Here is a 12,351-nt window from a genome sequence, read left to right as displayed (position 1 = left end):
ACTATGGCTTCAGTATTTCGAAATCTTACTAAAACTAAGTTCATTTTTTAGTAATCACATATTCAAGAGATGCTTGACAGCATGAACCATCTAATTAGTTTAGTTTGTATTATGAATAACGTAGCTTCCGAAGCTTCGGACTCTGTATAACTTTTTAAAAGCAATCTATTTCAAAAAATACCGATGCAGCTCTGTGAAAAAAATTAACACTCTCTATTTAAAAAAATCATTAACCTGTTTTAAATTCTTTTTGATTTTTTCAATTTTTTACACTCTTTATCGTTATAAACTCCTTACAACTGAAGTAAACATACTATAAATTGAAAACTCAATGGGAATTAACAATATAATTTTTCAAATTTTCATTAAATGAATTAAAAATAGTTTCTATCGTACTAGGATACATTTTATATCTAGCATTTATCATCCCATTTTTTTTAAAATACTTATTTTGATGATCCGCTTCAATTGAAAAATCCATCCATTTTCTTTCCGTATTTGTTTGTATTAGTATTTCCATTTTAACTACCTCGAACTTATAGCTATTATTATTGAAAGAAATTAGAATGGTGGATCTGATATCATAACAATTCAAATCTTCCAAATACTTATCACATAAAATTCTTGATTTCACTTCTTCAAAGCAAATGAATTCGTTTTTTTTTGTATCGTTTAGCTGAATTTTACTCTTTTGTTTATTTAGATTTAACCAACTCATGGTTTTTTCATACAATTCTTTCTGTTTTACGTCTTTAAACTCTTGAATAATAAATTTAGTTAATCCGCTTTGAGTGAATGAAAATAAATTATTTTGAGCTCTTACTGACATAAAAGAAAATAATAATATAAAAAATGAATATTTAATTAATTTCATAAGATAAATTTTTTATTTAATAACAACTATTTTAAAATTTTTACAAGTAAGACATATTTTTCATTATGTAAAAATATCCAATCTTTTTAGATTTAAGATTGTTATTGTAAAATAAATAATTAAGCCAAGTTATAACCCAAAAAAAAAGGCTGTCTTACGACAGCCTCCTCTTGTTTATAAGTTGGTTTCACTTGTACTGATTTATGCAGTACTTGTGTTACTACCTTACTCTTTTTTAACCATTCTAATGGTTTTCACTTGGTCATCTTGGGCTACAATTACATTGTAAACTCCTGATGCCCATTCTGCGCCTAGTTGTAAGCTCTCTAACGATGACGGTGCAACTTCTCTATCTTCGATTAGTTTGCCTGTCATATCAAATACTCTTACATATACCATCGCATCGCTCGGTGTATCTAACGATAATGTGAAATACGCATTGTATGGATTTGGATACCCTTTCACTGCAAAGATGGTAGTATTGGTTGGAAGTTCCTCCTCTATTTCTCTTGTATTTGGTGCTGTACCTGGTAACGTTACGTTACATACTGATCCATAAGAACTCCAAACTCCATTATTCAATAATGCCACTTTTACTCTATAAGATGATCCTGCAACTCCAGTGAAGCCAACAACATCTCTTAATTTAAATGAATTTATTGATCCCGAAGATGTGGTAAAATACAACGGATTTGATGCATTGGCATTGGCTACTTCAAAACGATAAGCCTCTACTCCTGATACTGCATCAGCAAAAATAGTTGTATTTACACCTCCTGCCAATGTTGCTCCACATTGTGATGACTGAACTTTACTTAATGGTAAAGATGAAGTAGTCACATTACACGATGTGCCATAAGCACTCCATAAACCATTATTCATAACAGCCACTCTTACTGTATAAGCTGTAGCATATTTACGTGTAATTCCTGAAACATTAGCCAATTGGAAGAAGTTATCTGTCGTAGATGTTGTCTCATAATATCCAACTTCACTACCACGTGTTACCTCAAATTTATACTTAGTAACTCCTGCTACTATATCAGCATAAACTTTTGTCCCAAAACTAATTCCTACAATACCACATTGTGAAGACTGAACTTTACTCAATGGTAAGGCAGGTGTAGTTAAATTACAAGAAACTCCATAAGGTCCAAAATTACCATTGTTTTCTACTGCTACACGAACAGCATAAGTAGTGCCAAAATTAGCTCCACCTGACATATCTGTTAATTTGAATGATCTTACGGTACCATTTGCTGTAGTAATTACTCTTATAGCTCCTGTTACTGTATTGGTAATCTCAAAACGATATCTACTAACGTTAGATATTGCATCTGCAAAAATTGTATTACCGTAACTAGATAAAGTTGTACCACATTGAGATGCTTGTACTTTTGTAGCTGGTAAAGCTGGTGTAGTCAATGTACAACCTGCACCATATGCTCTCCATACTCCATTATGTAATACCGCAACTTTAACTAAATATGAAGTTCCATAAGGACTTACGCCTAAATCAGAAAAACGGAAATAGTTTTGTGTTGCATTCGCTGTAGTAAACTCTCTAACTTCTGATCCTCTTATTACTTGGAAACGATAAGCTGAAATCGTAGGATTACCTGATATCGCATCTACCGAAAAACGAGTAGTTGAAGATGCAGCTGTTGTTCCACAATGAACGGCTGCAATTTTAGTTAAAGGGTCTGGCGTAGTAACATTACATGAACTTCCATACGCACTCCATTCACCATTATTAAGGACAGATACTTTTATACTATATACCGTTGAATAAGTTATTACTCCTGTCAACTGTGTTAAGTTAAAATAATTCAATCCATCCAATGCTGTATAAGTTCTTACTGTTGCACCATTAGTTACTTCAAATTTATATCCTGTTACACCTATTACTGATGTAGCATAAATAGGAGTATCGAAAGCACTTAATGTAACACCACATTGTGATACTTGAACGCTAGTTAATGGTAAAGCAGGCGTAGTAACGTTACATGATGTACCATAAGATGTCCAAACATCATTATACATAACAGCTACTCTTACAGCATAGGTTGTTGCGTAAGTAGGACCTCCTGTTAAATCAGTTAAACGGAAAGTACGTGTAGATCCATTTACTGTGGTAAATGTTCTTACGTTTGAACCATTGGTAACCTCAAATCTATATGCTTGAGCACCTGATATAGCGTCTGCTGTTAATTGTGTTGATAAAGATGCTAATGTGATACCACACTGAGAAGTTTGTACCTTAGTCAAAGGAACATCAGGTGTGATAACATTACATGAATTACCATAATCACTCCAAACTCCTGATTTAAAATATTTTACACGAACTGAATAAGTCGTAGCATAAGTATTTACAAATCCTAAAGAAGTTAAGTAACTAAATCTAAAGAAATTAGATGAAGTATTTGTATATTCATATACAGTAGCTCCTCTACTAACTTCAAATCTATATTGAGTAGCACCAGTAACTAAATCAGCTAAAACATTTGTACTGAATGAAGCAACAGCAACTCCACATTGTGAAGATTGAACTTGTGTTCCACATCCCTCATCTGTTTGTCCATTACAGTTGTCATCAATTGAGTTACCACAAATCTCTGTAGCTCCTGGATTAACCAATGCATTAGCATCGTTACAATCTCCTGCTACAACTGCATATCCTGATGGTGTGCTTGCTCCATAACATAATGAAACTGCATCACCTGCTCCGTATGTATCACCGTCAGTGTCTACATAGAAACTGCCTGTACGCCATACTTGAGCATTTGCATCATTACAATCTGAACCATTAGTTGTTGTAGCATAACCTGCTGGTGTATTAGCTCCGTAACAAACTGTAGCTGATCCACTATCATAGCCATCTGAATCTGCATCTACATAGAATGTAGCGCTTCTCCAAATTTGTGCATTGGTATCATCACAATCTGTATTGTTTGTTGCATAACCTTCTGGCGCTGTCAACGAACATAATGAAGCCGTTGTAGTTGAACCGTAACCATCTTGATCAGCATCTACATAATATGTGATTGCTGTGTGGATGTTTACATTGTTATCGTTACAATCTGAACCATTAGTTGTTGTAGCATAACCTGCTGGTGTAGTAGCTCCATAACATAATGAAACAACTTGACCTGCTCCGTATGTATCTGCATCTGCATCAACATAGAAACTGCCTGTACGCCAAACGAATTCATCTTTGTCATCACAATCAGTGTTATTTGTAGCATAACCTGCTGGTGCAGTTGTTTCACATAATAAAGCAGTAGTTGTAGAACCAAAACCATCTCCATCTGCATCTACATAATAAGTAATAGCTGTGTGGATATCTACGTTGGTATCATCACAATCTGTATTGTTCGATGCATAACCTGATGGAGGTGTTGATTCACATAACATTGCTGTTACTGTTGAACCATATCCGTCACCATCAGCATCTACATAATACATTACGGCTATATGAATGTTTGAATTAGAATCGTTACAGTCTGTACCGTTTGTTGTTGTTGCATATCCTAATGGTGTATTAGCTCCATAACAAACTGATATGGAACCATTATCATAGCCGTCTCCATCTGTATCTACATATAATAATCCTGACTGCCATACAGTTTCATCTGCATCATTACAATCGATATTATTTGTAGAATAACCTGCTGGCGCAATTACCTCACACAAGGCGATAGGTAAGCCAAATCCATAACCATCATCATCAGCATCTGAATAAAAATAATTGGGTTGCGGAGAAAATTGATAATTAGAACCAGAGTTATCATCAAAATTAATTACGGATAAAGATTTATTAATTTCAGTATCATTTATAAGTTGCGATAACGTTCTTGTACTAGTAAATACATAATAATAAATTGGCTGACTACAATCTTGAAATGGAATATTAGCAATCCAATTAATATCATTTCCAGAAGCTTGAATAATCTGAGTTTGAGAAGTAAAATCATTAACTCCAATTCTGTACCTTACATAAATTTTTTCCTCTATAGATGGAGATTTATTTGATTTAATATCTACAACACAATAATTTCCAGTAACTATCTGACCATTATTTGAAACAGATATGGGATATTCTGTTGTAAAACTCACAAAATACTTAGAATTTAAACTTGTATATCCACAGTCATTAAAAACAAAAGTATAATAACCTTGTTGACTCAAATTAAGTCCCATATCATTACCATAATTATAAGCAGTTATATTATTAACTTGATTTATGGTTCCTTGAGCAATACTAGAAAAAACCCATTTATTTTGCCATCGATTATTTGAAGGACCTGATATAAAAAGAAAACCATTACCAGCGCCTCCATTCATATTCAAATTAATAAAATTTCCACCATTCTGAAAAACGGAGAAAGTCCTTTTCCACTGCCCTCTACCATCAACAGGGTTAAAAGAATTGGTAGATAATTTTCTATATTCAGTATTGAAAATTGGGGCAGTATTATAACCATTCATTTGACCCACTACTTGAATAGGCTCTAAATTATAAATATTTTGGGCATAAATATTATTAATGGATAATTTACCAAAGAATAAAATAAAAAAGAGAATAATTTTAAAATTTTTCATAATAAATTAATTTTTTTTAAAATTAAAAAAAAAAAAAAAAAAAAAAATACGAAAACGTTTTCGTGTTAATAATTTTTTTTTAACCTAATACATATATATTTTAACCAAAAAAAAGAGGCTGTCTTACGACAGCCTCCTCTTGTTTATAAGTTGGTTTCACTTGTACTGATTTATGCAGTACTTGTGTTACTACCTTACTCTTTTTTAACCATTCTAATGGTTTTCACTTGGTCATCTTGGGCTACAATTACATTGTAAACTCCTGATGCCCATTCTGCGCCTAGTTGTAAGCTCTCTAACGATGACGGTGCAACTTCTCTATCTTCGATTAGTTTGCCTGTCATATCAAATACTCTTACATATACCATCGCATCGCTCGGTGTATCTAACGATAATGTGAAATACGCATTGTATGGATTTGGATACCCTTTCACTGCAAAGATGGTAGTATTGGTTGGAAGTTCCTCCTCTATTTCTCTTGTATTTGGTGCTGTACCTGGTAACGTTACGTTACATACTGATCCATAAGAACTCCAAACTCCATTATTCAATAATGCCACTTTTACTCTATAAGATGATCCTGCAACTCCAGTGAAGCCAACAACATCTCTTAATTTAAATGAATTTATTGATCCCGAAGATGTGGTAAAATACAACGGATTTGATGCATTGGCATTGGCTACTTCAAAACGATAAGCCTCTACTCCTGATACTGCATCAGCAAAAATAGTTGTATTTACACCTCCTGCCAATGTTGCTCCACATTGTGATGACTGAACTTTACTTAATGGTAAAGATGAAGTAGTCACATTACACGATGTGCCATAAGCACTCCATAAACCATTATTCATAACAGCCACTCTTACTGTATAAGCTGTAGCATATTTACGTGTAATTCCTGAAACATTAGCCAATTGGAAGAAGTTATCTGTCGTAGATGTTGTCTCATAATATCCAACTTCACTACCACGTGTTACCTCAAATTTATACTTAGTAACTCCTGCTACTATATCAGCATAAACTTTTGTCCCAAAACTAATTCCTACAATACCACATTGTGAAGACTGAACTTTACTCAATGGTAAGGCAGGTGTAGTTAAATTACAAGAAACTCCATAAGGTCCAAAATTACCATTGTTTTCTACTGCTACACGAACAGCATAAGTAGTGCCAAAATTAGCTCCACCTGACATATCTGTTAATTTGAATGATCTTACGGTACCATTTGCTGTAGTAATTACTCTTATAGCTCCTGTTACTGTATTGGTAATCTCAAAACGATATCTACTAACGTTAGATATTGCATCTGCAAAAATTGTATTACCGTAACTAGATAAAGTTGTACCACATTGAGATGCTTGTACTTTTGTAGCTGGTAAAGCTGGTGTAGTCAATGTACAACCTGCACCATATGCTCTCCATACTCCATTATGTAATACCGCAACTTTAACTAAATATGAAGTTCCATAAGGACTTACGCCTAAATCAGAAAAACGGAAATAGTTTTGTGTTGCATTCGCTGTAGTAAACTCTCTAACTTCTGATCCTCTTATTACTTGGAAACGATAAGCTGAAATCGTAGGATTACCTGATATCGCATCTACCGAAAAACGAGTAGTTGAAGATGCAGCTGTTGTTCCACAATGAACGGCTGCAATTTTAGTTAAAGGGTCTGGCGTAGTAACATTACATGAACTTCCATACGCACTCCATTCACCATTATTAAGGACAGATACTTTTATACTATATACCGTTGAATAAGTTATTACTCCTGTCAACTGTGTTAAGTTAAAATAATTCAATCCATCCAGTGCTGTATAAGTTCTTACTGTTGCACCATTAGTTACTTCAAATTTATATCCTGTTACACCTATTACTGATGTAGCATAAATAGGAGTATCGAAAGCACTTAATGTAACACCACATTGTGATACTTGAACGCTAGTTAATGGTAAAGCAGGCGTAGTAACGTTACATGATGTACCATAAGATGTCCAAACATCATTATACATAACAGCTACTCTTACAGCATAGGTTGTTGCGTAAGTAGGACCTCCTGTTAAATCAGTTAAACGGAAAGTACGTGTAGATCCATTTACTGTGGTAAATGTTCTTACGTTTGAACCATTGGTAACCTCAAATCTATATGCTTGAGCACCTGATATAGCGTCTGCTGTTAATTGTGTTGATAAAGATGCTAATGTGATACCACACTGAGAAGTTTGTACCTTAGTCAAAGGAACATCAGGTGTGATAACATTACATGAATTACCATAATCACTCCAAACTCCTGATTTAAAATATTTTACACGAACTGAATAAGTCGTAGCATAAGTATTTACAAATCCTAAAGAAGTTAAGTAACTAAATCTAAAGAAATTAGATGAAGTATTTGTATATTCATATACAGTAGCTCCTCTACTAACTTCAAATCTATATTGAGTAGCACCAGTAACTAAATCAGCTAAAACATTTGTACTGAATGAAGCAACAGCAACTCCACATTGTGAAGATTGAACTTGTGTTCCACATCCCTCATCTGTTTGTCCATTACAGTTGTCATCAATTGAGTTACCACAAATCTCTGTAGCTCCTGGATTAACTGATGCACTTGAATTGTTACAATCTCCTGCTACAACCGCATATCCTGATGGTGTGCTTGCTCCATAACATAATGAAACTGCATCACCTGCTCCGTATGTATCACCGTCAGTGTCTACATAGAAACTGCCTGTACGCCATACGAATTCATCTTCATCATCACAATCTGTATTGTTTGTTGAATAACCTTCTGGGGCAGTTGTTTCACATAATAAAGCAGTAGTTGTAGAACCAAAACTATCTCCATCAGCATCTACATAATAAGTAATAGCTGTGTGGATATCTACGTTAGTATCATCACAATCTGAACCTAAAGTAGTTGTTGCGTACCCTTGAGGTGCTGTTGAAGAAAACAACTCTTCAGTACCATTATCATAGCCATCACCATCTAAATCTACATAATATACATATGATGGTTTGCTAAAATAAATATTATCCAAATAAACTGTTGAACCTCCAGGAGCTGCAACAAACTTGAATTGCCCTACATTATTTAAAGCTATGTTTGTATATTCTGATAAAGCAATATCAAAACTATTCCAACCCGAAGTACTTGGTATTAAAGTTACTTTTTGCTCTCCAATACCTGGATTAATTAAATAAACTTCAAAAGAAGTACAATTTGGCGTCCACATATCTAAATGCAACGTAGTCATATCTGAAACATCAACTGAAGACTCAAGTTGAATACCTTGATAACTTAATCTTTCGTATTTTAAAGTACTGTTATTATCAATTGAAACTGTAGAACCAATAACTGTTGGATTTTGTCCCCAATATGGAAAAAAGTTAGTATTCGCTACATTTGTATAAGCGTCACTAAACACAGACAACACTCTATTAGATGAAATAGTTGGTGTTGGAGCTGCTGTTGCTGGCGGAGGGAAACTAACTACTAAACTTGCAGTTATAGTACCTGAACCATAATTTGAAGAAGCTTCTTGAGTTGCCGTTATCACCGTAGTACCAGGCGCTATAATTGTTACAATATTCCCTTCTATAGTAGCCACTTGAGTATTACTACTCGTATAACTAAATGTACCATTAGAATCACTTGAAGGTGCTGTCAATTCGAAAGGTTCATCTCCTACAAATTTACTAGGAACTGTAAAACTTGTAATTGTTGGAGGAGGCAATGAAGATTCTGGTCTCCAAAAATACAAGTTGTCATAAAAAATAGTACTAGAACCAAAAGGGGTTCCAACAAATTTGAATTGAATAATATTTGTTAATGTTCTAGCTGCATAGTTTGACATGTCAATATCAAAGCTATTCCAACCTGCTTGTGTAGGGAATAATGTAAATCCATTTTCACCACCACCAATTAAAAAAACTTCAAAAGCTTCAGCGTTTGGAGTCCAAACATCTATATGAAGTTTAGTCATGTTCGCTACATTAGCACCTGCATTAAATTGAACCCCTTGATAATTAAGATTCGCATACTTCATGGTAGCGTTTCCTTGTATTTGTTCTTGAGTAACAATAGTAGTCTGACCCCAATATGGATTGAAATCAGCACCTAGATTTGTGTAAGCATCACTAAAAAACGAAATTACATCCCAAGCATTTCTAGCCGGAGGCGTTGGAGCCGCAACTAGTGGTGTAGTAGGGATTTGTATTTCTTCATATTTAAAATAAATATTATCCACGTAAGCAGTTCCTGTACCTACTAAAATAATTTGCGCTATGTGCCCTTTTGCTGTTAAGCCTGTAAAAGTAGATAACAACAAATCTTTACTATTCCATCCTACTTGCGTAGAAAATGCTACTTGGTGTTCACTGTCATCACCACCCCCATATAATCCATTAGCACCAAAATCAACTAATTTTACTGCAAATGTGGTTGCTGTAGGTGTGTAAACATCTAAATGAAAACGATTCATATTAGAAGCATCAATTGGGTTAGAAGTGGCTTCTATTCCAACAAAACCAAGATTAGTATATTTTAGTGTATTGTTACCCGAAAGAGAAACTTCTGTTAAATTAGCACCAGACCAACCCGTTCTAAAAGTATCAACAGTTACAGCAGTTCCTTCTAAAGTACCACTATCACTGTAAATTGTTATTGCACTAGTGTCAGCAATTGTTGGGTCTGGAGCAGGAGGTGTGTTATCTGGACACGCTGTACATGTTCCACCACAATCAATTCCTGTTTCTGTTCCATTCTGAATCCCATCATTACAAGTAGGAAGTGCATCAGACTTTGTTAATTTAAATCGCCACCAATTTCCACCATTAACAAGTATGTCAAGTGTCATTGAACTAGAAGTTTGAGCAGAAACAATATAGGTTATTGAATTTGGAGCATTTGCTGGATTGCTTAATTCACCCCCATTGTATGCTTTTGGAAGCCCAAGGTAAGCACCCACTCCAGTAAGAGTAAGTGTGTTGTTTGATGCATCAAATGCCCATGTAGCAGGATTTGAACCATTGTGTGGTGCAACTGGCGTACCACAACCATCAGGGTTAGCTTGCCAAGTCTCTAACCATGTTTGTGATCCTAATACATTTTGAAATGTACCATCAGAACCAAACACATACTCGTCATCAAAAAAACAAGCCCGTTGTGATACAACTGCTGTAGAGTTTGAAAACCATTGCATACTTCCTTGGGAAGGTCCAACCCCAAAAGAAGATGCCTCAGGAGTCATTTTCCATGTACCTGAAAAATCCTGAGCAAAACTCAATGTAAAAAACATTAAGTAAAAGATTAATAAAAATTTTTTCATAATTAATTAGTTAAAATTAGATTTTACTAAACTAAAAAAATACTAAATTATTCGAAATCGTTTTCGTATACATAAACTATACAAAAAGTAAATATATTGCTAAATGTTAAAAAATATGGGGGAAAATATATACATTTCGCATAAATAAAGATAAAATGAAGCAGTTAAAAAAAAAACGTTAAGGTGATGTATAGTTAAATTAATGGTAAACTTCTTAAAATCAACAACAAAAAGAAGTGTAAATTGATTCTTTATGTTACGATACTATATGTAAAGTACAAAATTAACTATTGATAAACCCTTACATAATCAACTTCTAACGTGCGTTGGTTAATTGACGAATCAATTGGAGGTTGAATTGCTAAATTCAATAAAATATATTGATCTGAATTAAACGGCCAAGTATAAGCATTTTTAACAGATGGGTTATATACATAATATATTTGACCATCAACACTAAACGACATTTTTTCTGGAGTCCATTCTAAAGAATATATATGAAACTCACTGCTAGCTGTTGAAACCGTAGTTCCCCCTAAATTATTCGTTGAACCATTACTAGAAGGTGTATGCAAGGCGCTCTGAACAAAGTTCTGATTGTGTCCCCAATGTTCCATAATGTCAATTTCTCCACAACTTGGCCATGCTACAGTTCCGTGCGTAGCTGACCAAAAGCCTCCAGGCTCTATAATGTTTTTTCCTAACGTCCAAATTGCAGGCCAAGTACCAAGACCCGCTGGCAACTTAGCCCTTACTTCAATTCTTCCATAAGTAAATGCAAATTTTGAATTTAATCTAGCAGACGTATATTGTTTAGTTACCCCTTGACTTGTGTAGGATTCTTTTTTTGCAACAATATTTAAAACTCCATTTTGAGCGAATGAGTTAGCAATATTATTTGTATAGTGTTGAACTTCGCCATTATACCAACTATTCCCGTTTGGGAGTTGAGTTTGATGGTGCCATTTTGAAGAATTAACTGCTCCATTCTCATTAAATTCATCTGACCATACTAAATTTGTATATAAAGGGCATGGTGTTAAAGTTTGTTCGCCACTACAAGTATATATTAATTGATTTGTTTGATTTGTTTGATAAAAAGGTACATAAATCCATTCGCATGAATTATTACCAGTAAAAAATTCTACTATTAAGTAATAATTACCTTGCGACCAATTAATTTGAGAAAAAGAACCAACCTCTGGTAAACCTCTACCTACTATACTTGTAACTTTTCCAATATTACTAGTTAGTGGATGCTGAATTTCTCTATAAACAACTGTGCCATTTGGACTATTTGCGTGAATGGAAAATTTCAAAGTTATCATCTTTTTGTCCACTAAACTTCCATTACTATATTTTATAATAGATTCATAATTAATTTGAGCTGTTGAATCCAAAGCGAAAAGCAACATAAAAAGAAAGAATATTTTTTTCATAATTCATAGATTTTTATCAAATAAACAAATTAATTATGGCACAAAAAATATAAACACCTATAAAAAAACTATACAATTGCTATAAAATAATACATATATATTTTAA

Annotated in this window: 4 protein-coding genes; all 4 read right to left on the bottom strand. The window is 33.9% G+C overall.

Translation table 11 applies throughout. The features are described from left to right. Positions 1-328: 328 nt before the first annotated feature. The 4 genes from RSE15_RS11065 to RSE15_RS11050 all read right to left on the bottom strand — a co-directional run bounded on the left by RSE15_RS11065 (position 329) and on the right by RSE15_RS11050 (position 12,245). A complete protein-coding gene (locus RSE15_RS11065) occupies positions 329-874 on the bottom strand; it encodes a hypothetical protein (protein ID WP_324068586.1) in 546 nt (181 codons plus the stop codon). Between the two features lie 225 nt (positions 875-1,099). Further along, entirely contained in the window at positions 1,100-5,476 is a 4,377-nt protein-coding gene (locus RSE15_RS11060) for a MopE-related protein (RefSeq protein WP_324068584.1), read from the bottom strand. A 194-nt stretch (positions 5,477-5,670) separates the two neighbouring features. Then, positions 5,671-10,806 (bottom strand): MopE-related protein, encoded by a 5,136-nt coding sequence (locus tag RSE15_RS11055; RefSeq protein ID WP_324068582.1) that lies wholly within the window; start codon positions 10,804-10,806, stop codon positions 5,671-5,673. Positions 10,807-11,093: 287 nt separating this feature from the next. Further along, positions 11,094-12,245: a glycoside hydrolase family 16 protein gene (locus RSE15_RS11050; RefSeq protein ID WP_324068580.1), complete on the bottom strand. Its 1,152-nt coding sequence runs from the start codon at positions 12,243-12,245 to the stop codon at positions 11,094-11,096. Between the last annotated feature and the right edge of the window lie 106 nt (positions 12,246-12,351).

The sequence above is a fragment of the Flavobacterium sp. genome, assembly GCF_035195345.1.
GTDB lineage: Bacteria > Bacteroidota > Bacteroidia > Flavobacteriales > Flavobacteriaceae > Flavobacterium.
The sequence above is the reverse complement of the archived record's forward strand: the minus strand, read 5'-3'. Positions and strand labels throughout refer to the sequence as shown.